We start from the raw sequence: 21,983 nt of genomic DNA on the forward strand, positions 1-21,983 counted from the left end.
CTAACTTGAGCGACGCTCTGCGGGCCGACTCGATCAGAGCTGCCCGGTCTGCTCGCGCCAGGCCCGCTCTTTCTGAATCCACGGGTTGTCCTGCGGAAACTCGTCGATCGACGGCACGCGGCGGATCTCGGTCTTGCTGCCCGCCGAGAGGGGTGCCCGCTTGGCCCATTCGACTGCCTCCTGAATCGACGCGACATCGAGAATGTAGTAGCCGTTGAACAGTACTTTGGTCTCTCCGTACGGGCCGTCAGTCACGACCGGCCTCTCGCCAGTGAAGTCGACCACGACCCCGTTATTCGCATCGTCGAGGCCTTCGGCGGCCAGCAGCACGCCTGCCCGGATCAACTCGTCGTTGAACTTGCCCATCGCTTCGAGGGTCTCGGTGAAGTCGACGCTCATGAAGCTGGCGAACGATTCGTCAGTCGCGCGCATGATCAGCATGTATTTGGCCATCGTGTACTCCTCGCTTCTGGAAGGTCGCTGTTCGACCTTCTCACCAAGAGGTCGATCGGCGCGGCCCCAGATCGACACACGCGGAAGAATTCTTTGCGCTTTCCGAGCGCGACGGTTCTCAACCCGGCAAGCGACGGCTAGCCCGGGCCCAGCTTGGCCTCTATCGCCGCCGGTCACGCGTGCCTCGCCTCTATGTGCCGGGCCCACTCGACGATCAGACCTAAGCCGTCCGTAAAGTTCGGGTCTTGCGGACGGTTAAGGAAGGCATGGAAAGCCCCGGGGAGCACGTGGTAATCCACTGCGACTCCTGCCTCAGAAAGCTCCTGGGCGAACTGGCCGCCAGACGCGCGCATTGAGTCGCGATCAGCGTCAATCATCAGCGTCGACGGGAAGCCTTGCAGGGCGTGTCCGCCGGGAAACGCGTCGGCTTCAGCCAGGGCGGTTCGCTTCCCCGCGTAGTGGAGATTCGTCAGGTTGAGAAGCGGTGGCGTGTGAACGAAACGGCGCTTGCCACGAAGGCGACTTCGCAAATGGCGCGATCGTTTCGGAAGCACGGCGTGGAAGAAACCGTAGGCGAAGAAGACGCCTGCGAGATCGTTAGCTCCGTCCTCCGCCAGACGAAGTACCGCGCCGGCTGATAAGCACGCACCGGCGCTTGCGCCGCCCAGAATCACCCCGTTGGGCGCCTCGCGCTGCACGTCCCGTACCACGGCAACGACATCGTGAATTGGGACCGGATAGTGGACGGCCGGGACTAGCCGGAACCCACTCGAAGACAGTTGAAGCTTCGAGATCGTCGCGAGCCGATATGCAACTGTGACGACCCGAAATCCCACTGCGGCCAGCAGCCGTGCGACGTCGTGCGACTCTGGTTGGTCGAGGCCGCCTTTGAAGAACCCGCCTCCGTGGATCCACACGATCGGCGTGGAACTTACGGGAGTCGTGCCGCTTGGCGGCGAATACCAGCGCACAGGTATCGGGCCGTGAGGTCCTTGGATCGTGCTGTCGATCGCGTTGACAGATTTCGAGATCTGGCCGAGTGGCTTCACATTCTCACTTTTCTTGTGCTGTCGTCGGCTCAACGGTTCTGACGCGAACTCGAGATGCGCTGGCCAGAAGAACAATCAATCGGGTAGATGCACGACGGGCGAGGCCGTGCTCGTTGAGCGGCCCCAGCCATACCGACGATGAGTCCGCCGATGAGCAGGACCATACCGAGGCCCCAATGGCGAAGGGAAAAATGAAAGTCGGGGGCGATGCTGGCAAAGGCCCAGCCTCATCCAACCAGGTTCCATACTCGGTGCCATAGAAGGCGAGCAAAACTAGTACAGCCAACCCGATCGCAGCGGTAAGCCAACTCGAAATTGTTTCGATTCCGTGGCGATCAGTTCGACGAGTGTAACCATGCGGACCAATCACCTTCTGGGTCGGTCGTTTGGCCTACCTCGATCAGATGTCCGTCTGGGTCGCGGATGTAGCACCGGATCTCGAACTGGTGCTGTTTCGGCGGCGTCAGGAAGTGGGCACCACGGGCGCTCCATTCGGTGTACTTGGCGTGGATGTCTTCAACACGGATATTGAGAAAACTGCTGACCCGGTCGGGGTCGCGTGGCGTCTCCAGGGTCACGGTCGGCTTGTCGTCGGTCGGGCCGCCGCCGATGTTGATGATGATGAAGGTATTGGCCAGCGCGACGTAGGTCAGCTCTCCGGATCTGAAAGCCACCGTGCCGCCGAGCACTTCGGTGTAAAAGCGTCGCGAGCGTTCGACGTCGTCCGACACGATGAAGTGGGCAACCATGATTCCTTCGCCGGGGCCTTTTCCGGGTTGCGTGATTTCGGCCATGTGACACCTCCACTTGTTGGGCCTCACACCCCACTTTCGGCGAGGCCTGAAGCCGATCTGCGATGACTGATGATTCCCCTCTTGTGCCGCTTCCACAAGAGTCGAGTTCGACTACGTGTGCTGACAGTCACTCCCTCAGAAGTTCAAACCGGCCTATCGTTGAGTGTTGGCCAGCGCGGAGATTCTGGTCCTCACTGCGAATGTCGCTTCAGGGCTGGGGCCAGTGGTCTACATGAGAGCCGTCGCTTTTGGTGCCGCCGCCGCCTTTCTCCAGATCTGATGCGGATGTGGCCAGCGGGTCGCCAGCTCGGTCGCCAGCTCGGTCGAGAGCCGATGCTTGCGACGGAGAATCGGGGCACACTAGTGGCGTGAGCGGAATCCCATGGGTGCTGCACGTCGATCTTGACCAGTTCATCGCGGCCGTCGAAGTGCTCCGGCGACCGGAGCTTGCGGGCAAGCCGGTCATTGTCGGCGGTCGGGGTGACCCCACGGAACGAGCTGTGGTGTCGACCGCATCCTACGAAGCCCGGGCGTTTGGCGTGGGTTCCGGAATGCCCCTACGTATTGCGGCCCGGAAAGTGCCCGACGCGGTGATCCTGCCCGTCGATCAAGAGGCCTACCTCGAGGCGTCGGAAGCGGTGATGGCCACCCTGCGCGCGCGGCCCGACGCCACCGTGCAGGTGCTGGGTTGGGATGAAGCCTTCATCGGCATTGAGTCAGAGGACCCGGAAGCCTACGCCCGGCAGGTGCAGGCCGCTGTTCTGGAGCGAGCTCAGCTGCATTGCAGCGTGGGCATCGGCGACACGTTGGTGAGAGCCAAGGTCGCCACCGGTTTTGCCAAGCCGGCCGGCGTCTTCCGTCTCACGGCAGGAAACTGGCTGGATGTCATGGGCAGTCGGCCCACCAAAGAGCTGTGGGGCGTGGGAACCAAGGTGTCGGGCCGGCTGGCAAAACTCGGCATCAAGACGGTCGCTGAGCTCGCCGCGTGCGACCCCGAGGAACTGGTCCCAGAATTCGGCCCCAAGATGGGTCCTTGGTACGCGGAGCTCGGACGCGGGGATGGCGCCAGCGTTGTGGACGACACCCCCTGGGTTGCCCGCGGGCATAGCCGAGAGATGACTTTCCAGCGCGACCTGACCGACCCCGCCCTGGTGGATGACGCCGTGAGGGAGCTGGCAGCGCACGTGCTTGAGGATGTTGTGGCCGAAGGACGGCCCGTGATTGGGCTGACCCTCAAGATTCGTTACGCGCCATTCATCACCACGACCCGCGCGAGGAAGATTCCCGACACTTCCGACGGGAACGAAATCCTCGCGCGGGTCTTAGACCTCGCAGCCGAAATTGAGGAGGGGCGTCCGATCCGACTCCTGGGTCTGCGGGCAGAAATGGCCATGCCCGACGATGCCCGAAAGGGACATACGCCGACGCGCGGCGGTTGGTGACGGCGCAAGATGGAAGGCGCTCAGGTGAGCGCGGATCCGATTTCCCGGGCGAACCGAACGATCCTCGCGGCATCCTTGCGATTCACGTCCTGATCCGGGTCGTAGATGGCGACGCTCCAGCCGCGGCATCCTTCCATTCCGGCTGCGGTCACGGCGACGTCGGTGAGTTGCTTCCAGCTGAGTCCGCCTGGCTCGTCCTCGACGCCAGGGACGCCCTGGGACGTGAACTCGTTCGGGTTGAGCACGTCGAGATCGATGTGCAGCCACCAGTTCTCCGCGGTCGCTCGCACATGAGCAACCGCCTCCCGTGCGACTCTCGACGGGTCCGCGGCGATCTCCTCGACGCTTCGCTGCCAGATGCCGCGTTCCCGCAACGATCCCACGTTGAACTGGCGCCGCCACTCTTCGTCCCGTGGGCCGAGCATCGCGAGGGCATCCGGCTCGATCGCCGGCAGCCTCGCTCTGAGCGATTTTGGCGCGAAGCGACCGGTCAGCCCGAGGAGCAGACCGATCTCAGCGTTCGCTGCTTCCCCATCCTCGGATACGTCGAGCGGCATGGTGTCTTCATGCCCGTCAATGAACAAGAGCCCGCCGGTGCCGACCGCGTCTCTGAGTGCGGTGACCGAGCCCAGCAGCGTCGAACAGTCGGCTCCGTAGACCACGGGACAGCGCCCGCCCCTGACAGCGCGGGCCACCCGATCGTTGAGCGCATCGGTCATGGCGGTGAGGGCGCCCTCATTCATCAGCCCCGAACCGGGAGCTCGGTCGGCGTTCGGCTCGGGCAGGTCAAGGTCTCCCGCGTCGTTCACACGGTGCATCTCGAAGGCATCGACGAAGCCTGCCGCTCGCAGTGCGCGTGACGCTCGTGTCAGATTGCCGGGCCGGCCGTACCCGTCGAATGGGACGCCGATCAGTTCCAGCTCCGCCATGGGCAACATCCTTCCGCGCAGGCGACTTGTCCCTACCGGCGGAATCGATCAGGATTCGAGAAGTGCGCCCTGGGCCGCGAGCCGTAGTGTGATGGTAGGCCGGGAGCGGCCACCCTACAACGACAAGGAGCAAGACATGGCTGAGAAGACCGCGGGGCTGTCCACCGAAGAACGTGAGGCCGTCAAGCAGCGCGCCGCCGAACTGCGAGCGCAGGAGAAGGCCGGGAAGAGCCGTGCCGCAGGGGAGCAGGCGGTCCGCGAGGCGATCGCCGCGCTACCGGATGAGGACCGAGCTCTCGCCGAGGGGATCGATCGGATCGTCTCCGAGGTGGCTCCGCATCTCGTTCCAAAAACCTGGTACGGCTTCCCGTCTTATGCCGACGCGGATGGGAAGGTCGTCGTGTTCTTCAAGGCAGCCTCGAAGTTCACTACTCGCTATGCGACGCTCGGGTTCGAGGAGTCAGCACAACTTGATGACGGCGACCTCTGGGTCACGTCATTCGCTGTGCTCGCACTGACCCCGGAGACGGAGCGGACGATCGCAGAGCACATCCGCAAGGCAGCTGGCTGACCTGTCGGATTCTCTGGGGGAACAGCACGGTCCTAACACGGGCCCGACTACTCGTCTCCGGAACCCTCATCGTTCGCCGTTTTCTCGATCCAGTCGATTGCCTCATCCGAGAGGAAGAACCCCTCCGGAAGGTTGTCCCCAACCCAGGAAGCATCGGCAGCGGGTTCGCCTGCCACGGCCGTGATCTGGTTCAGAATGCTTGGCGGCACGACGTCACCGTTGTTGTCGATCAACCATTGCTGGGTTGACGAGTCCAGAGATGGCCACCAGTCTTCAATGCGCATGGCGTCATTCTGACACCGCACGTGCGGTTGGGGACTCTCAGCGGGAAAATGATCCCATCAGTTCGTTCTACCGGGACGGAGTTTAAGAACCGCTCAGCCCCTGCAGCTCGCCGAGCAGTGCGAAGATCCGCTCGTCCATCTCTACCTGCGTCATGACGATGCAGATCGTGCCGTCGGGATCCACGAAGAAATCGGTGCCGAGGCCGCCGGACCAGCCGAACCGGCCACGGTGCGCACCATCCGTCACGACGGACACGCCGTATCCCCAACCGGTGTTCTCCCAGAAGCCGGGGAAGAAGCGGTCGGGTGCCTTCGCTGCGCTCTGAATTTGGTCGCGGCGCAGTTCGTTCCGCAGATCGGAGCCGATCAATCGGCCGTCGAGCAGCGCCCGAAGGAACGCGTGATAGTCGGCGATGGTCGAGACCAACTCGGAGTGACTCACGTCGAACGGTGCCGGTGCCACGTAGAAGCCGGCCCCGGCGGGTTCGGACTGCTCGAGGCCGTCGGCCCCGTGCCGGAATGCTGCCGGCAGCCGACGCGCTTGCTCGAGCGGGACGGTGAACCCAGTGTCTGTCATGCCCGCCGGCGTGAACACCGTCGCTTCCAGCACGTCCTGCGTGCTGCGATCGGTCACGCGGCCGAGCAGAATGCCCAGCAGTCCGAACGAGTGGTGGTAGCGCCATCCGTCGCCCGGATCGAACGCGAGCGGCAGAGCAGCGAGTGCGTTGAGCCAGTCTTGTGCACCGCGATCCACCGGCTCGGCGCCGGCCTCCACCCCGGCGTCGACCATCGCTTGCCGTAGGGGGGAGTCGGTGGTCATCATGCCGTAACCGGACTGGTTGGTGAGTAGATGCCGCACGGTGATCGGGCGGCGTGCCGGTCTCGAGTCCTCGAGCGGAGCGTCGGGGCGGACGAGCACGCGCGGCTCGGCCAGCTCGGGCAACCAGGTGGCGACCGGATCGTCCAGGGCGATCACGCCGTCTTGCACCAGACGCAGGGCCGCTACGGCGGTGATCGCCTTCGTCATCGACTGGATTCGAAAGATCGCGTCGGTTCGCAGCGGCATCCCGCCCGGAGCAGCGAGGCCGACCGCGACCGGCTCGCACTGCGCCCCGATAGTGGCGACGGCGCCGGGCATCGTGCCCGCCTCGACGTGACGGGTGAGGAGGTCGTGCAGGGCGTCGGACACGTGGTGCTCCTTCGTTGGAAGACGTTGCGTTGGCCCAGGATACATTTGCCCACAAGCCGGTTCTCCACAAGACACATCCCGTGCGGCGCAGTCCCTGAAACGGACTCACTACTGAATGGGAAACAGTTCAGCAACCGTTCGAAGTGCGAATCCGCCGTGCACGTCTCCAGGAGTCCCGGACCCTAGTCGGCGTGAGGTTTCGCAAAACCAGCACGCCAGCTCGGGATGCTCGGCTTCCATCCCAGAACCTGCTCGGCGCGCGTATTGTCGGCGCCGCGCAGCCGAGTCGTGTAGGCCACGCCCCAACCGCCGACGGCTAGCCGGGCGATGGCAGCCGGGAAATGTTTCGGCTCGGGCGCTCCAAGTTGCTCGGCGAAATAGGGAAGCCATGTGCTCATGGGCGCGGGTTCGTCGTCGACGATGTTGAACGGCCCCATTGCGTCGGATTCCAACGCTGCGAGAAGAGCGATTGCGGCATCGTGGGCGTGGATGAAGGAAAAGGTGGCGGTTCCGCCGCCCACGATGGGTAGCTTTCCGGCGCGGACATCGGCAGCGAAGGAGCCGTCCAATGCATACATGGTCCCGGGGCCATAGAGGTGGCCGAACCGGAGGATCACGCCGTTGGACTCCCGAGTCCGCGCCTCAAGCTCCTGCAGGGAGTTCAGAACGGGGCGGAACTGAGCCGGCGGCCGGGCCCAGAAGTCGTCGTCCTCCACTGCCAGGCCGGCAGCATCCGGGTCGTAGCCATAGGCGAGGCTTTGGGTGATCACGCGCCGCACTCCGACCTTGTCCGCCGCGTCTAGTAGGTTTCTTGCGCCCTTGGTTCGCAGGAGGTTGGTCGCCTCGAATTGGCGGGCCATCTTTCGAGGATCTACCTTGGGCGGGATTGCGGTGGCGAGGTGGACGACGGCTTCGGGGCGCGAACGCTCAAGCGCCTGCACAACCGCGTTCCGATTCAACAGGTCGGCGATCGCGGCCTCGCCACCGAGCTCGCGCACTCGCGTTGCCCCTTGTTCTGTTCGAACCAGCCCGATGGTTTCGTGCCCGCTCGAGGTGAGAAGGGGCAGGATTTGACCACCAAGCACACCGCTCGCGCCAGCAACAACGATCTTCATGGGGTCCTCACTTTCTTGCCGAACCTTTGATGTCAGGGTGACTGACATGTGTTACGCTAGCACACATGTCAGATATGCTTACAACTCAGGTGCTGGATGGCCCTGGTCCAGACGCGAATCTGGGGTACCTGTTTCGTCTTGCCCATCAGCGTTTCCGCGCGCGGCTGGGCGACGCATTGGCAGACGTGGGGCTGTCCACGCAGGAGTACTCGATCCTGAGCCTGTTCGAGACCCGCGAGGAGCTCTCCACGTCCGAGCTCGCCCGCCTCGCACAGGTCACGCGGCAGACGATGCACACCGCGACCCGAGCGCTCGAGCAAGCCGGTCTACTTGAGCGACGAGCGGTGAACAAGAGGCTCGTCTTGATGTGGCCCACGCGCAAGGGCCGCGCCCTGCTCGCGTCGGCGACCGCACAGGCCAGGGCGATCGAACATGCGGCATTCGTCAGCGTCAGCGACGATGACGAACGAACGATTCGGGCGTGGTTGTCCCATCTCGCCGTGGTGTCTGCCGCCGATGAGAGCAGCGCGAAATGAGCGGGCACAACCACCTGGACGACCGCATCCGTGAGGCGGAGCGGGAGCTTTTTGCGAACCTCGGAGTCGAGGTGGACGAGTCCATGCATCGGCTCTCACGAAGCGGAGTGCGAGTGCGGATGCTCTCACATGGGAGCGGCCCCTCGGTCGTTCTGCTGCACGGCGTGGCATTGAGCGCCGCGGTTTGGGCCCCCTTGTTCGTCGCTCTCCCCAACCTCCGCCTGCACGCCGTGGACCTGCCGGGCCACGGCCTGTCCGACCCGATGACCTTCACGCGTGGAACGGTGCGACAACAAGCCCGGGGGTTCGTCGAAGACATCCTCGACGCATTGGAACTGGACGCAGCGCCTGTGGTCGCCCATTCCCTGGGCGGCATGTTCGCGCTCTGGCACGCCGCCACCGGCTCACGGCGGATCTCACGACTGGTCGTGACCGGTGCCCCAGCCGTCGCGCTTGCGGGCACGCAAGTGCGGATGCCGCTCGCGCTGCTGGACGTCCCCGGGCTGGGTGAGGTGATACTTCGGACGCCGATGCCGGCACGCGCCTATCAGCTCTTGCTGAAGCGAGCCCTCGGACGGGCCGAGTCGGCGGCACTGCCAGAACAACTCGCCGCGGCCCTCTCGCTCTCCTCGCGCCGTGCGGGGAACGCGCGATCGGTGGCGAGTGTCATGCACGCGATCAACCACTTTCGCACGCCCCGCGCCGAGAGCGCGCTCAACGAATCGGAACTCGCCGCGATCATGACGCCGACGACCTTCGTCCTTGGGCAGAACGACCCTTACCTCACCATCGAGCGCGCACGAGCCTCGATCCGGCGGATTTCGAACTCCACCCTCCACCAGATGAACGCGGGGCATGCACCCTGGCTCGCCGACCCCGCGGGCGTTGCACGGCTCATCGGCCACGCCCTCGCGACCCAGTCCTAGTAGCACTGTGTTACCTCGGCGCTCGACGCTGGCGCTCGGAGTCTGGACGGCGCGTGCACTTGCTCGGTCGATAGCCGAGGACGAGAGCTTCATTCTGCCCGTGAGCGGAACCATGTGGGTAACAGCACGCCCGGATCGGCCGGGCTTCTACGTTTTGGGCGGCTTCGGAGGGTTGGGATGCACCACACCGTCGGTCGGCGCGGGAAGCACACTGCCGTCCAAAGTCACGAGCGCCGGTAGTTGAACATCCAGCTGTCCCGGCCATGGTTGTGGTGCACCGGGTGTAGGTGTCGGCTGCGGCGTGGTGGGCTGGCTGATCGTCGCGCCCGGCACCGGAGGGATCGGTCTTCTCAGCGATGCGTCGACGAGGTGCGCTAGTGAAGGCGCGTCATCCACCCGGGGCACCCCCATCGACGGCAGGCCCAGGAGATCGATGATCGTTTTGGGAATGGATGCGTGCGAATGCCATTCCGGGTCGATGCGCTGTGGCACCATGCCGCCGAACATGACCAACGGAATCCGCGAGCCGCCGATGATGGAGAATCCGTTCGGATGCAGCTGATCGGGAACCGTTTCGATGACCGGGGTCGGGACCGAGTCGGCGTAACCACCCCAATCGTCCCAGGTAAGGATGAACGTGGTTTCTTCCCAGCCGCCCCCGTCAATGACCGCCTGGACTCGGGACCAGACCAGGTTCTGCCCTTTGGTCACATAGCCGGGGTCGCTCACGTGCGGCGGATGCTCGTCGTAGCCCGCCGGACTCCAGACGTAACAGACCTGCGGCAGGGTTCCCGCCTTCGCCATCGGAATAAACGCGTTCGGTGGAAACACGTTCGCATTGCCCGGTGCTTCACTCAGGCTCTTATAGAACTTCGTCGGGTACCCGCTTTGGTCGGGGAACGCAGCCCAGGACACCTTCGCCGCTTCCGCGACTGTGAAGATCGAGGGGATATCCCAAACCGGGCCCGGGCCGACGAACGGCGGATTCTTCAGCGTCGGCATCTGTCCGCCAACGGCGAGCATATGCCCCGGCGTGGAATTCGAACCAGGCCCGAAATGGTGATCGCTGAACACGAATTGCTTCGCCAACCAGCTGTAGAAGGGGATCACCGAGTCATTGTCAATCTGTGCGGCCACTGCTGGATAGTCGCCCATTGCATAGTGCACCCAAGCGTTGCGATCATGTGGCTGATCAAAATTCGGCGGTATGGCCAGAAGGTTGCCGTGATCGGCCACGTCGGCACCCCATGCCGCCATGGTCGGAAAATAGAAATCCGTGGTCTTGTTCTCCTGGAGGAACACGATCACCCGATGCCCAGATTTTTCCGCAGACATCACATCCCCTTCATACGGCCCGGCACGAGCGGTCCGCGATCCCAGCGAACCATGCCGGGCCGCAGATGGCCAGAGTGTGAAGGCTAAAAGCGAGGACGCTCGTTGGCTCGTCGAGAATCAGAAGCCGTGGCTCAGTCGCCAGGGCACCGCGATGTGGCGCAGTGCTACTGTGCCGAGATGGCAAGTGTCCTCGCATGGGTCTCACAGTCCGGTGTTGTGCAGGGGGTAATCATCGGCGCCACCCTCGCATTTCTGACGGCGATCGTCATCTTGAACCTCGCGGCACGGGCCATCACAACGACCGTCAATGGCTGGAGCAGCATCCGCACATGCGGCCAGCCCGGGAACGGGATCCTCGTACGGGCCGCCAGTGCGAAAGCACTCCCTGCCGTCAACGTGTTCGAAGAGGCGGCGTACTGGACGACCATGAAGGACGGCTCAGGGCAGACGCTCAGCGGCGGGCACGAGTACGTGCTGCATTTTGCGGCCGGGCAACTCCCACCGAATGATGCTTTCTGGTCGCTCACGATCACGGATGTCGTGGGATACATGGTGAGCAATCCGATCGGCCGCTCGAGCTTCAACGATCGTTCGAATCTCGCCGAGAATGCGGATGGTTCGGTCGACATCTACCTTCAGCACGCGGCTCCGACCGGGCACGAGCAGAACTGGCTGCCCACTCCTTCCGGCAAATTCAAGCTGATGCTCCGCGCGTATCTGCCCGGAGCGGCAGTTCTCGATGGCACCTACCGAGTGCCACCAGTGCTCAAGGCAGCGTGAGATGAACCGCCTCATTCTGAAATACGGATACCCCCTCACGGCCGTGATCCTGGTGGTCTTCGCGTGGGTTGTCTTTCAGCGGATCACTCACGGGAGCGACTTGACCCTGCTGATCGTCGCGGCAGTGATCGTGTGGGTATTCGGCACGTTGGCCTTCATCTACTTCTGGCCACGAATCACTGTCACGGGTTTCAAGAGAGCAATTGTCAATCGTGGATTCGGTGGCGGCCCGATCCCCGTGAACACCTTGTACGCCGAGCCCACGATCTCTTCAACGTCGGCGTCGACCGGGAGCTTGATGGGAACCGGGACCGACGACGTGCTCTACGTCGCAGGCTGGCTCGATGTGGGGGAGGGGGCGCTCGTTCTGCATGTGCCCGAGATGGATGGCCGGTACTACAGCGTGCAATTCACTGATCCGTCGAGCAGCGCCAATTTTGCCTATGTCGGCAAACGTACGACGGGAACCAAGGCCGGCGACTACCTTCTCAGCGGACCCGGTTGGACGGGAACGGTGCCGAACGGCATGACCCAGATCGCTTCGCCACACAATTCCGTGCTCGTCATCGGTCGCGTCTTCGTCGAGAGCGACAGCGATCACCCGACCGCGTACGCGCTTGCGCAACAGATACAGCTCGCTCCGCTGACTTCATAGCGGCTCGTCGTGATGGGGAACGAGGATCGCCTGAATCGCGGGTGCGACGACGGCGACGAGCCTCTCGGTATCGGCTTCGACCAGGACGGGGACGCCGATGATGCGCCGGCTGGTGACCAGACCGACGAGCATCGACGAGGCGAGGCCCGCCCTGAGGGCGGCGTCGGAGTTTTGGCCGGCGCGCCCTTTCGTCCCGTCCAGAAGCCGGGATTGGATGAAATCGGCCAACTGCGCGGCGGCCCGATCGTGGACGATCGCGCCGCGCAACATCGCCATGAGTGGCTCCGATTCGTCGGCCGGGCCCTCCCACGCACTCAGATAGGCACGCACAACACGCTCGCCGAGATGCGCATCCGGTCCCTCGAAGGCCGTGTCGAATCTCTCCAGTGCAGACTGCGGAACGGCCATGACAGCGGCGAAAAGTTCGTCCTTGGAACGGAAGAACTGCATCACCTGGGACGCGTCGACGTTCGCATCCGCTGCGACAGCGCGGATGGTCGTGCCGTCGAATCCGTCGACTGCAAACCGCGTCCGGGCCGCCTCGAGCACCGCCTGACGTGTGTTCGACGTTCCGGGGCGCCGGCCCCGACGCTGCTTGGGGGCGGAATCCTCCGGAATCGTCATGTGTCGAATATAGCGCTACCTGTGACGTTTCTCAACGCTTGTTGAGTTTAATGCGCAGGGAGCGTACGCTCGCATCGTTGGAAGAGCCCGAACCGGGCGAAGGAGACAAGAGGAGCTCGTTGTGAGCGAAGACCAGAAGATCTACACACCGTCCGGCCCGCTGCCGCCCGCGAGGACAGGGCTGTTGACCGAGTTCGATCCCGGCACCCGAATCCTGGAGGCGGGATTCCAGATCGCACCACCATTCCTTCCACTCCCGGTCGACATTGTCTTCGAGAAGGACGTTGCCGTTCGGATGCGAGATGGCGTGACGATCTACGTCGACATCTTCCGTCCGGCTGGCACGGAAAAGGTTCCCGTGATCGTGGCATGGAGCCCGTATGGCAAGGCGCAGGGCACCTCCCCGAGCGTCATGGGCGTCTTCGGACTGGTTGGCCTGTCGAACGGCATCGTCTCGGGACTCGAGAAGTTCGAGGCTCCGGACCCCGCGTATTGGGTCGCCCAGGGATATGCGATCTGCAACCCCGACATCCGCGGCACCGTGGATTCAGGAGGCGACAGCGTGCTGTGGGATCGTCAAGATGGCCATGACGCCTACGATCTCATCGAGTGGCTCGCGGAGCAGGAGTGGAGCGACGGCAAGGTTGGCATGAGCGGTACCTCCTACCTCGCCGTCTCGCAGTGGTTCACCGCCGCCGAGCAGCCGCCGCACCTCGCAGCGATCAACCCGTGGGAGGGTGTCAGCGACGTCTATCGCGACCTCGTGATGCGCGGCGGGATGCCCGACACTGGCTTCGCACGCCAGCTGCAGGAGGGCAGCTTCTTCGGCAAGAACCAGAAGGAGGACATCCTCAGCGAGGTCGAGCGGTACCCCCTCGTCAATGAGCTGTGGCAGAACAAGATCCCCGAATTTGACAAGATCACCGTGCCTGCATACGTCGTCGCCAGCTATTCGAACACGCTGCATACCGCTGGCACGTTCCGCGCTTGGCGGCGCATCGCCTCGGAGGAGAAATGGCTACGCATCCACAACGGACAGGAATGGCCCGACTACTACGACGAGGCGAACCGGGAGGATCTGCGCCGCTTCTTCGACCGCTACCTGAAGGGCGAGGACAACGGATGGGAGCAGACGCCCCGTGTGCGCTACTCGGTCCTCGACCTCGAAGGCGGTGACCAGGTCGGCGTCGTCGCCGACGAGTTCCCGCCTGCGAACGTCGTCTCGACGAAGTTCTACCTCGACGGCCGCACCCGTCGTCTGATCACGGAGGCCCCGACGGACAAGGTTCCGGCGGCCTATGTCGTCGCGTCGAACCCGAACGCCGTCTCGTTCATCACTGCCTTCGACACCGAGACGACGCTGGTCGGCTACCCGAAAGCCCACCTCTTCGTCGAGGCACGCGATTCCGACGACATGGACCTCTTCGTTCTCGTGCAGAAGCTCGACGCTCACGGCACTCCGCTGGAAGCATTCACCACGCCCAATCACAGTGCGATGATCCACGACCTCACCGACCACGGCGCCACGATCCTGAAGTACAAGGGATCTGACGGGCGTCTGCGTGCGTCGGCCCGTCATCTCGACGAGACCCTCTCGACCGATGAGGTGCCGGCTCACACCTTCGACCGGGTCGAGAAGCTCTCGCCCGGGGAAATCGTGGAGATCGAGATCGACCTCTTACCGGTCGGCCTGAAGTTCTACCCCGGAGAGCAACTCCGATTCATCGTCAGCTCGCGGAACCTCCTGGGCACGCTGATGCCCGCGATCGAGGAGTACGTCGGAGCGAACAGCGGGCAGCACGTCATCCATACCGGTGGCGAGCACGCCTCCTACCTGCAGCTACCCGTGCAGAAGGCCTAGTCGATATTGGCGCTTCGCGCATCCGGACTCACGATCCTCGAAACGCTTCAACGCGGGCCTAGGCGGCCGGCCCCGCCCCCAGCGTGACCGTCGCCGTGGCGGTGGCACCGGACGCATCCACCCAGGTGAGGGTCACACTCTGGCCCGGGGCGCAACCGGCCAGCAGCGAGGTCAGGTCGGATGCCGAGGTGATTGCCGTGCCGTTCAAACCCGTGATGGTGTCGCCGGCTGCCAGTCCGGCGTTCGCGGCCGCCGTTCCTTCGATGACCCCGCCGATCGTCGCTCCCGGCACGGTCGACCCCGGCATGCCAGCGTTGTCGCCGAAACCGTTTCCATCACCGGATGCCGAGGCGCCCGTTGACGGCATCACCTCGACGCCCAGGAATGCCGGGTAGCCGAGCGTGACCTGAGACGAGGCTTGCCCCGCCTCAATCTGGCCCGCGATCGACAGCGCGGTGGAAATGGGAATGGAGTAGCCGGCTACAGCGCTGCCTCCTGTCTCTGCAGCAGTGTCCATCCCGATGATCGAGTCGCTCGCGTTGTAGAGCGGCCCACCCGAGTCACCGGCCTGGATGTTGGCGCTGGATTCGATCAGTCCATTCAGGGTTTCGGATGCCGCTGACCCCTCCGCCTGCGTCGTGATGGTCTGGTCGAGGGCGGTGATCGTTCCGGTAGCGGCTGAGGGCGTCCCTCCGACTCCGCCGGCATTGCCGACCGCGGTGACGGCGCTTCCGACCGAGACGTTCGCAGAACCGTCGAAGGCGGCGGTCTGCAGCCCGGAGGCCCCCGAGAGTTGTAGGACCGCGATGTCGTCCGTGGCATCCGTTCCGACGACGGACGCCGTGTAGATCGCGCCCGTCGAGACGACAATGACGCTAATGCTTGTCGCTCCCGCCACGACGTGGTTGTTGGTGAGGATCTCACCGTTAGGCGTGACCACCATGCCGGTCCCCATGCCCTCCGCGTTGTCGTAGGTGAGCTGTGAGGTCACGTCGACGACGCCGACCTGTTGTGTGGCGGTGGCGGCTACGGGGGAGGTGCTGTCCGACCCGCCGGTGCCCGCGCCGGAGTAGGGATCACCATACCCGAACGAGAGACCGCCATAAGACGGCTCGCTGTAGAGGGCGGCGCTGCTGAAAACGGTGCTCGTGGTGGGCGGGACTGCGCCGAAAGCTGTGGCAACCCCGACCCCCGAACCCATGGCGAGGGCGGCTGCGGCCACAGCCGAGAGTACGGCCAGTTGGCCGGGCCGCCGAAAGCTCGTGCGCATGCGCGTGCTGGTGAGATCGTCCGTTGTGTTCATCATCCTGACCCATTCGCGCTCGAGGATTCTTCATTGATTGCGTCAGCACACTCCCCGACGCTATGCGAACCCTATGAGCGGGTTTCAAATTGGTTGGGAAGTACCCACCGGCACGCCTGATGAGAGCCAGGACCGATTCTTGTTCTCGCCGTCGGTTTCGTCGTTCTTAGATTTCCGCTTTGTCTTGACTATCCCGCGATGTATGAGGAATAGGATTCCGCCATGACCAGCGAGGAGATCGGCAAGAGCGAAGTTCAGAAGCCAGCCACGGGCGCCGCGTCACACGTCGACGCCGCCTGGGCGCTGCCGGAAGCCATGACCGGCAGGGCAAGCCCCGCGAAAGCGGCGGTCGGCGACAAGCCGGTCTTCGCCTACATCGCCAGCCTGCCGCAGCCGCAGCGCGGCATCGCTGAAGCGGTCGATGCGCTGGCAGCCAAGACGCTGCCCAACCTGCAGCGCTCCGTGAAGTGGGGCATGTCGTACTACGGCGTCGGCGACGGATGGAGTTTTTGTTGCGGAGGATTCGCCGGCCACGTCAAGCTCATGTTCATCAACGGAGCGGCGCTCGAGCCAGTACCGCCGGTGACGCCGGTGGGAATGGGTAAAACGACGCGGGGTGTGGAGCTCGAGTCCGTCGATGACCTCGACGAACGCCAGATCGCCGCGTGGATGAAGCAGGTCGCATCCGTGCCCGGTGTTGGCGGTAAGAAGCGCTAAACCCTGGGCGAAGGGTCGAAAGCATACTTTGTGCGCGGACGGAATGTCGAGCCTTCGCCTGATGTTGCAACTGACATGACCATTCGCGACATTCCCTTCATGACTATGGAGGGCAACGAGACCTCGCTCGCCGCATTCGACGGTAAGGCGCTGTTGATCGTCAACGTCGCGTCGCGATGCGGGCTCGCCCCGCAGTACGAAACGCTCGAGACGCTGCAGCAGCAGTACGGCGAACGCGGACTCCAAGTTCTGGGCTTCCCAAGTAACCAGTTCTTGCAGGAACTCGGTTCGAACGACGCCATCAAGGAGTACTGCTCCACGACGTATGGCATCACTTTCCCGATCTTCGATCGTGTGCGAGTGAATGGGCGTCATGAGCACCCTCTCTATGCCGAGCTGAAGAAGACCCCGGATGCGGACGGCAAGGCGGGCAAGGTGCAGTGGAACTTCGAGAAGTTTCTGGTGACTCCTGCCGGTGAGGTCCACCGCTTCCGCCCGCGCACGGTGCCCGACGCCCCGTCCGTCATCGCTGCGATCGAGGCGAGTCTGCCCTCCTGAACCGCCGAGTGAGTCGCGGGTGATCGTCACGTTCAGGAGAAAATGCGCCGGGCGGACTCGAGCGTTGCCGCCCATTCGCTCGTAGCAATGGCCGCGATGTAGCCGTCGGGGCGCACGAGGACGATCGCGTCGCTGGTGACGCCGTAGCGCGAACGCACGGTGCCGACCTCGTCGACGAGGGCGCCTCCACGGTTCGCTGGCCCCGAATCGACAATCTCGAACCGCCGCAGATCAGCGCCCAGGGGCGCCCACGAGACCGCGTCGACCGCCAGCTTCGCGCGCTCGCCGAAGACGAGCAGAGTGAAGTGCGGACCGCGGAAGGCGTCGAACAGGCGATGGACTTCCGCGCCAGCCTGAGTGCCGGTGTTCACCCCGAGGCATTGCGCGTCGGGCGCCCGGTCGCCGACGTGCAGAGTCGTCGTGGACATCGCATCGATGCTCGCGAGTGGCCCGCCGAGGTAGCTGAGCGACAGCTGCCGCTCCTCGTCGCCGCGCTTCAGCCCGCTCACGCTGCTGACGCCCCCGCGTTCGATACCGTCGTAGAGCTGGCTCGACCGAGCGAGTACGTGCGCCGCGATGGGGCGACGTTCCTCCTCGTAGCTGTCGAGCAGCGCTGTCGGGGCGCCGGCGATGACCTGTCCGAGTTTCCAGCCGAGGTTGTAGGCATCCTGCACGCCTGTGTTGAGACCTTGGGCACCGGCCGGCGTGTGGACATGCGCCGCATCGCCGACCAGGAATACCCGGTCGTTTCGGTAGTGCTCGGCCAGCCGCACATTGGGTCGGAAGACCGACGTCCAGGTGACGTCTCGAAGCGTGTAGCCGGTGAGCGAACGGAATCGCTCGACGAGGGCGCTCTCGGCGAGGTCGACTTCCTCGTCGGGATTCAACCGCATCATGATCTGGAACTGATCACCGTGTGGCAGGGGGCAGGCGCCGACGCCGCGACCTTTCGACTTCGCCCACATGTGCCACCGGTTTTGTGAAAGCCCCTCGACGCTCGCGTCGACGATGAGAGTGCGGTCTTCGGCGTTGGTGGAACCGATGAAGCCGATGCCGGCACCCTTGCGGACGACGCTCGAACCGCCGTCGGCTCCCACGAGATAGCGAGAGCGAACTGTCTCGCCGGTGCTGAGAGTCGAGGTGACGCCAGCCTCGTGCTGCTCGAATCGTTCGAGGGCAACTCCGAAATCGGGGGAGACGCCGAGACGTTCGAGTGCCCGGTGAAGGATGGCGTCGGTGCGGAACTGGGGGAGGAGCAGGATGTTCGGATACGGGATATCGTCGGTCGCCGTCGTGTGCTTCTGCATGCGCCAGGGGATGGTGAAAGGACCCAGGTGGAGGCCAGTGAGCGGGTAGTCCGAGCCCTGTGATTTGGCGTCGGTGATGGCGCCGAAGTCGTCGAGTATCTCCTGCGTGCGCGGCTGCACGCCTTTCGCGCGTGAGCCGTCGAAGGCGTGTGCCGCCTTGTCGATTACGCGGACATTCGCGCCGCGCCTGAGGAGGTCGACCGCGAGCGCCGATCCACTCGGTCCGGCCCCGGCAATGAGTACGTCGATGTCGTTCGTGGCGTTCTCCACGATGGTCCCCCTTTTTTGGCTACAGTGTATCCGTATTGGCTACACTGTATCCGAAAAGGACGGGATGCGGAAGGATGGGGTAATGCAGATCGATGGTCCGGACGCCGCCGAAACCTCCAGGCCCGGTCGGCCGTCGATGCCACGCGAGCAGATCGTCGCGGCAACGCTGGAACTCGTCGACGAATACGGCGCCGATGACTTCAGTCTGCGATCCCTTGCAAAGCGCCTGCACTCGAGCACCGCGACCCTGTACCGCCACTTCGCCAGCAAGGAGGTGCTGCTCTCCGCCGTTGGCGAACTTGTGCTCGGCGAGGTGAGTGAGGCGCTCTCGCGGCAGCCTGGCGGCGGAACGGACGGAACCGAGTCGGGCGATGCGCCCCGGTCCGACTCCCTGTCCGGCATCGCTGGCGACTCCACGGACGACCGCTGGAGGAAGGATCTCGTCACCGCGGCAGATGCGCTCTACCGCGTGTTCGAGGCGCACCCGCACATGGTCGCGGTGCTGGGTGACGGCATCGCGCTCGGTCCGAACGCCCTCGTGCTCCGGGAGCATGTGCTTGCAGGGCTCATTAGCGGTGGATTCACGCCGCAGATCGCGAGCAAGGCATTCACTTCGGTCATGCATTACACAATCGGGTTCTCCGCCCAACTGGGACGACCGGACCCGTCGTCCGGCGATTCCGGTCGTGAGTTGCAAGAGTTCTTCGCCAAGCTCGACCCAGTCGTGTTCCCTGCGGTCACGGCGTCAGCCGCGTTTCTCCCCGTCGTGCTGCGCGATGAGTTCCACTTCGGGCTGACCTGCATCATCAGTGGGCTCGAGCCTCTGCGGCGCCGCGAGGGGGCGCATCCTCGGAACCGCTCCTGAGGTGCCGCCGTTCGGAACCGATCTCGGAGAAAGACAAGTCAGCGAGTAGCATCGACGCCAATCGGAGGTGTCGGCGTGCGAAAGATCGTGGTGTACGAGTTGTTGTCCCTCGACGGGGTTGCCGAGAACCCAGACAGTTTTTTCGCCGACTGGGATGACGCGATGGACGCCAACCTTGCCGCAGTGATCGCGACACAAGACGCGGTCATTCTCGGTCGGCGGAGCTACGCCGAGTGGGCGCAGTTCTGGCCGAGCAGTGAGATCGAGCCATTCGCGACGTTCATCAACGGGGTCAGGAAGTACGTCGCGACGTCGACCCCACTTGACCAGGACTGGGCCAACGCGACTGTGATCGATGACGGGCTGGTCGATTTCATCCGAGACCTCAAGCAGCAGGATGGAGGCGATGTCGGCGTGCACGCAAGCATCTCGGTCGCGCAGTCGTTGCTCGCCGCTGACGTCGTCGACGAACTCCGGCTCGTGATCGCGCCGAAGATTGCCGGCCGCGGACGACGCCTCTTCGATGGCTTGCCGTCGATTCCGCTCGAAACGATCAGAAGCGAGATGTCGCCGACTGGCTCTCTGCTCGTCGACTATCGCGTTGTGAGGCTGGTGATGTGATCGAAGCTGCCGCTTTCGAGATTCGTGCATGGCAGCATGTCGTGCACTTAGTCACGGAATCCTTTCCTCCGGCAGACCCAGTGGCTGCCTTGCAGGCGGCGATTCGCGGCGACAGGCAGGACTCGTCGCTGATGGTGCCCTTGGTTTTCACAGGCATATATGCGGGCCCCATTGACTTGACTGTCGAGGCCCTCGATGCGAGACCGGAGACAACCGCGCCAGGGTGGGAAGACATCCACGAGCTGTCCCTGATGCTCCCGGAAGGACGGGCCTACTTCAGTGATTTGGCAGACTTCGAAGAGAAGGATGTCGGGACAATCAGGGGTGATGAGAAGGGCAGCTACCGTGCGCGGCTCCACGCCACCGGGCGGGACGCGGCCTATGACGCCGTCGTGGAATCAATCTTCGAGCGGCACCTAGTGCAGTTTTGGAAGGAACCGCCATCACCCGTGTCAGTTCTGTCGTCGGAATCAAAGCAGGGCCGGACCCTTCCGCGTTTCATCGAAATGTGGCAGGCACCGCCCGCCGCCACGCACCGCACCGAATCGCTACCCATTGCCGTGCGTGCTTCGGAATCGCCTGGCCCTCCGCGTGAGGCCCCCAGCGTGTCAGCGAACCGGTACGTACTGAGCGGCGATGATTCCCGAGTCGTAGCTCTGCACCTCGAGTAGGCGTAGGCCGACGGGATGGGGTGTGCGCAGCCGAATCTCGGCGTTGCCCACCATGAACGGATGGATGCCGGCGTGAATCTCGTCGACCAGCCCGGCGTCGACGAGCGTGGCGGCCAATTCGCCGTAGCCGTGGGAGACGATCGAGTCGTACTGGTCGCGGAGGCGCCGCACCGTCTCGGCCACGTCTCCCTCGATGAGTGTCGCGTTCCAGTCGAGCGGACCCGAGAGCGTGCGGGAGGCCACGTACTTGGGGAGCGCGTTGTAGTGCGCGGCGAAGCCACGGTCGTCGGTCTGTGCCGGCCAGTACTCGCGAAAGAACTCGTAGCTCTCCCGACCGAGCAGGACTGCGTCGGCACCGAAGACAAGTCTGTCGGAGGCTCGCTGCACCCCGGGGTCATTCGGATCGAACCAGCGCTCCATCTGGTCGAACACCCCGTCGAGAGTCATTTCAAAGGAGACCGTCACTTTTCCCATGCGCCCAGTATTTCCCGATCCTCTCCGGATGTCTTGGCTCTTGCGCCGACCAGCCCAGGCAGCCACATCCGCCGCGGCACAGCTGTGCCACCGCAGTACGCTGGGTCATCCAACACGATCGTGAGGAGCCCCCATGGCAGCGAAGCAGCCCGCGATGTCGCCGTCCGACCTGCCGGTCACGGAGGTGCTCGACCGGGCCACGGGTCCCCGGCGTGCCGAAGCCGACGAACTGCTTGCTCTCTTCAGCGAGATCAGCGGTGAGCCGCCGGTCGTGTGGGCGGGCCGCATCATCGGTTTCGGTGAGTTCGAGTATCGCTATCAGAGCGGGCACGGCGGCCGCTCACCGTTGCTCGCCTTCGCACCAGGCCCGACAAAGCACACGATCTACCTCCCCGAGAACTTCTCGGAGCGCTGGCCTGATCTCGTGGCCAGGCTCGGCAATGCTCGCGCGAGCAAGGTCTGCCTCTACCTCACGCGGTTGACGGGAGTGGATCGCGGCGCGCTGCGCACGCTGCTTGAACTCTCGCTCGCTGAGGCGCGATCGCAGGCGCTCTGAGCAGCAAGCGTTGCGCGTGTGCGATTCCGCGGATGCGGTTCACTTCGTCACTGAGGATCTGTCGAGACTTCTTTCATTGGCGCCGCCACGCGCGTAAG

Annotated in this window: 24 protein-coding genes; 12 read left to right on the plus strand and 12 right to left on the minus strand. The window is 64.1% G+C overall.

What is annotated here, in order from left to right:
- Positions 1-33: 33 nt before the first annotated feature.
- The 3 genes from AC1DCF_RS14450 to AC1DCF_RS14460 all read right to left on the minus strand — a co-directional run bounded on the left by AC1DCF_RS14450 (position 34) and on the right by AC1DCF_RS14460 (position 2,296).
- The gene (locus AC1DCF_RS14450) at positions 34-453 is read right to left on the minus strand and encodes a YciI family protein (protein ID WP_477211631.1); all 420 of its coding nucleotides are present in this window, start codon (positions 451-453) and stop codon (positions 34-36) included.
- A gap of 173 nt (positions 454-626) precedes the next feature.
- Complete coding sequence (locus AC1DCF_RS14455; RefSeq protein ID WP_477211632.1) at positions 627-1,502, minus strand: alpha/beta hydrolase; 876 nt, start codon at positions 1,500-1,502, stop codon at positions 627-629.
- A 335-nt stretch (positions 1,503-1,837) separates the two neighbouring features.
- On the minus strand, positions 1,838-2,296 hold the full coding sequence (locus tag AC1DCF_RS14460; RefSeq protein ID WP_477211633.1) for a VOC family protein: 459 nt from the start codon (positions 2,294-2,296) through the stop codon (positions 1,838-1,840).
- A 368-nt stretch (positions 2,297-2,664) separates the two neighbouring features.
- Here AC1DCF_RS14460 and AC1DCF_RS14465 point away from each other — a divergent pair, with 368 nt between their 5' ends.
- Positions 2,665-3,738, plus strand: coding sequence for a DNA polymerase IV (locus tag AC1DCF_RS14465; RefSeq protein WP_477211634.1), 1,074 nt, complete (start codon positions 2,665-2,667; stop codon positions 3,736-3,738).
- A 20-nt stretch (positions 3,739-3,758) separates the two neighbouring features.
- On the opposite strand, the gene AC1DCF_RS14470 is transcribed toward AC1DCF_RS14465, so the two are convergent.
- Complete coding sequence (locus AC1DCF_RS14470; protein ID WP_477211635.1) at positions 3,759-4,667, minus strand: arginase family protein; 909 nt, start codon at positions 4,665-4,667, stop codon at positions 3,759-3,761.
- Positions 4,668-4,803: 136 nt separating this feature from the next.
- Between AC1DCF_RS14470 and AC1DCF_RS14475 the strand changes: the two genes are divergently transcribed.
- The gene (locus tag AC1DCF_RS14475) at positions 4,804-5,238 is read left to right on the plus strand and encodes a hypothetical protein (RefSeq protein WP_477211636.1); all 435 of its coding nucleotides are present in this window, start codon (positions 4,804-4,806) and stop codon (positions 5,236-5,238) included.
- 47 nt (positions 5,239-5,285) lie between these two features.
- Here the strand turns inward: AC1DCF_RS14475 and AC1DCF_RS14480 are convergent, their stop codons facing one another.
- The 3 genes from AC1DCF_RS14480 to AC1DCF_RS14490 form a co-directional block, all read right to left on the minus strand.
- A complete protein-coding gene (locus AC1DCF_RS14480) occupies positions 5,286-5,522 on the minus strand; it encodes a hypothetical protein (RefSeq protein ID WP_477211637.1) in 237 nt (78 codons plus the stop codon).
- A gap of 82 nt (positions 5,523-5,604) precedes the next feature.
- Positions 5,605-6,711 carry a serine hydrolase domain-containing protein gene (locus tag AC1DCF_RS14485; protein WP_477211638.1) on the minus strand — a complete coding sequence of 369 codons (1,107 nt, stop codon included), beginning with the start codon at positions 6,709-6,711 and terminating at the stop codon, positions 5,605-5,607.
- 182 nt (positions 6,712-6,893) lie between these two features.
- Positions 6,894-7,874, minus strand: a complete 981-nt coding sequence (locus AC1DCF_RS14490; protein ID WP_477211639.1) for an NAD-dependent epimerase/dehydratase family protein — start codon at positions 7,872-7,874, stop codon at positions 6,894-6,896.
- Between the two features lie 17 nt (positions 7,875-7,891).
- Between AC1DCF_RS14490 and AC1DCF_RS14495 the strand changes: the two genes are divergently transcribed.
- Positions 7,892-8,362, plus strand: coding sequence for a MarR family winged helix-turn-helix transcriptional regulator (locus tag AC1DCF_RS14495; RefSeq protein WP_477211640.1), 471 nt, complete (start codon positions 7,892-7,894; stop codon positions 8,360-8,362).
- The gene (locus AC1DCF_RS14500) at positions 8,359-9,288 is read left to right on the plus strand and encodes an alpha/beta fold hydrolase (RefSeq protein WP_477211641.1); all 930 of its coding nucleotides are present in this window, start codon (positions 8,359-8,361) and stop codon (positions 9,286-9,288) included. Before AC1DCF_RS14495 ends, AC1DCF_RS14500 begins: the two co-directional genes overlap by 4 nt.
- A 147-nt stretch (positions 9,289-9,435) precedes the next feature.
- On the opposite strand, the gene AC1DCF_RS14505 is transcribed toward AC1DCF_RS14500, so the two are convergent.
- Positions 9,436-10,623, minus strand: coding sequence for an alkaline phosphatase family protein (locus AC1DCF_RS14505; RefSeq protein WP_477211642.1), 1,188 nt, complete (start codon positions 10,621-10,623; stop codon positions 9,436-9,438).
- 177 nt (positions 10,624-10,800) lie between these two features.
- On the opposite strand from AC1DCF_RS14505, the gene AC1DCF_RS14510 reads away from it, so the two are divergent.
- Both AC1DCF_RS14510 and AC1DCF_RS14515 read left to right on the plus strand, forming a co-directional pair.
- Positions 10,801-11,403 (plus strand): DUF1214 domain-containing protein, encoded by a 603-nt coding sequence (locus AC1DCF_RS14510; protein WP_477211643.1) that lies wholly within the window; start codon positions 10,801-10,803, stop codon positions 11,401-11,403.
- A gap of 1 nt (position 11,404) precedes the next feature.
- The gene (locus tag AC1DCF_RS14515) at positions 11,405-12,058 is read left to right on the plus strand and encodes a DUF1254 domain-containing protein (protein ID WP_477211644.1); all 654 of its coding nucleotides are present in this window, start codon (positions 11,405-11,407) and stop codon (positions 12,056-12,058) included.
- On the opposite strand, the gene AC1DCF_RS14520 is transcribed toward AC1DCF_RS14515, so the two are convergent.
- Positions 12,053-12,682, minus strand: a complete 630-nt coding sequence (locus AC1DCF_RS14520; RefSeq protein ID WP_477211645.1) for a TetR/AcrR family transcriptional regulator — start codon at positions 12,680-12,682, stop codon at positions 12,053-12,055. The two genes, AC1DCF_RS14515 and AC1DCF_RS14520, sit on opposite strands and share 6 nt — an antisense overlap.
- Before the next feature lie 121 nt (positions 12,683-12,803).
- Between AC1DCF_RS14520 and AC1DCF_RS14525 the strand changes: the two genes are divergently transcribed.
- Positions 12,804-14,543: a CocE/NonD family hydrolase gene (locus tag AC1DCF_RS14525; protein ID WP_477211646.1), complete on the plus strand. Its 1,740-nt coding sequence runs from the start codon at positions 12,804-12,806 to the stop codon at positions 14,541-14,543.
- 58 nt (positions 14,544-14,601) lie between these two features.
- Here the strand turns inward: AC1DCF_RS14525 and AC1DCF_RS14530 are convergent, their stop codons facing one another.
- Positions 14,602-15,849: a S1C family serine protease gene (locus tag AC1DCF_RS14530; protein ID WP_477211647.1), complete on the minus strand. Its 1,248-nt coding sequence runs from the start codon at positions 15,847-15,849 to the stop codon at positions 14,602-14,604.
- Between the two features lie 219 nt (positions 15,850-16,068).
- Between AC1DCF_RS14530 and AC1DCF_RS14535 the strand changes: the two genes are divergently transcribed.
- Positions 16,069-16,563, plus strand: a complete 495-nt coding sequence (locus AC1DCF_RS14535; RefSeq protein WP_477211648.1) for a DUF1801 domain-containing protein — start codon at positions 16,069-16,071, stop codon at positions 16,561-16,563.
- 75 nt (positions 16,564-16,638) lie between these two features.
- Positions 16,639-17,121 (plus strand): glutathione peroxidase, encoded by a 483-nt coding sequence (locus AC1DCF_RS14540; RefSeq protein WP_477211649.1) that lies wholly within the window; start codon positions 16,639-16,641, stop codon positions 17,119-17,121.
- A 32-nt stretch (positions 17,122-17,153) separates the two neighbouring features.
- On the opposite strand, the gene AC1DCF_RS14545 is transcribed toward AC1DCF_RS14540, so the two are convergent.
- A complete protein-coding gene (locus tag AC1DCF_RS14545) occupies positions 17,154-18,698 on the minus strand; it encodes an FAD-dependent monooxygenase (protein WP_477211650.1) in 1,545 nt (514 codons plus the stop codon).
- Positions 18,699-18,780: 82 nt separating this feature from the next.
- Here AC1DCF_RS14545 and AC1DCF_RS14550 point away from each other — a divergent pair, with 82 nt between their 5' ends.
- Together AC1DCF_RS14550 and AC1DCF_RS14555 are read left to right on the plus strand one after the other, a co-directional pair.
- Positions 18,781-19,563, plus strand: a complete 783-nt coding sequence (locus AC1DCF_RS14550) for a TetR/AcrR family transcriptional regulator (RefSeq protein WP_477211651.1) — start codon at positions 18,781-18,783, stop codon at positions 19,561-19,563.
- Between the two features lie 75 nt (positions 19,564-19,638).
- A complete protein-coding gene (locus AC1DCF_RS14555) occupies positions 19,639-20,184 on the plus strand; it encodes a dihydrofolate reductase family protein (protein ID WP_477211652.1) in 546 nt (181 codons plus the stop codon).
- A 608-nt stretch (positions 20,185-20,792) separates the two neighbouring features.
- On the opposite strand, the gene AC1DCF_RS14560 is transcribed toward AC1DCF_RS14555, so the two are convergent.
- Positions 20,793-21,329 carry a dihydrofolate reductase family protein gene (locus tag AC1DCF_RS14560; RefSeq protein WP_477211653.1) on the minus strand — a complete coding sequence of 179 codons (537 nt, stop codon included), beginning with the start codon at positions 21,327-21,329 and terminating at the stop codon, positions 20,793-20,795.
- A gap of 133 nt (positions 21,330-21,462) precedes the next feature.
- On the opposite strand from AC1DCF_RS14560, the gene AC1DCF_RS14565 reads away from it, so the two are divergent.
- Complete coding sequence (locus AC1DCF_RS14565; RefSeq protein ID WP_477211654.1) at positions 21,463-21,885, plus strand: DUF1801 domain-containing protein; 423 nt, start codon at positions 21,463-21,465, stop codon at positions 21,883-21,885.
- The last annotated feature ends 98 nt before the right edge of the window (positions 21,886-21,983 follow it).

This window comes from Leifsonia sp. 10L418, from assembly GCF_056395445.1.